Source organism: Nocardia paucivorans NBRC 100373, from assembly GCF_000308675.1.
GTDB lineage: Bacteria > Actinomycetota > Actinomycetes > Mycobacteriales > Mycobacteriaceae > Nocardia > Nocardia paucivorans.
The window spans coordinates 1-281 of sequence record NZ_BAGE01000071.1 but is presented as its reverse complement, the minus strand read 5'-3'; the positions used below and the strand labels follow the sequence as shown (position 1 = coordinate 281).

Below are 281 nucleotides of genomic sequence, written 5' to 3'. Positions count from 1 at the left end.
CCGGGCATGTACGCGATGTCCGGACCTGTCGGAACCGCTCGTGGTTATCGGCGCGCAGCGCGCAACAGAGCCTCGATCACTTCGGCGGCGCGGGTCGGTCCGGGCGATACCGGGTCGCACACCACGCAGTCGCCGGGCGGCGGAGGTGGGGGCGGGTCGCAGAACATGACACATTCGGCAGGGCCGGGATCGGCGGCCGCAATGGCGGTGGTCGGCATGACCGGGCCGTGGGCGACGAATTCGACGACCTGATGAGCGGTCGCAGCGACCACGGCGGCGGT

1 pseudogene is annotated in these 281 nt (G+C 71.2%); it reads right to left on the bottom strand.

Features of this window, described 5'->3' with window-relative positions:
- Window positions 1–44: 44 nt before the first annotated feature.
- Window positions 45–281, bottom strand: a pseudogene (locus ON32_RS23300) (hypothetical protein); the annotation flags it as partial.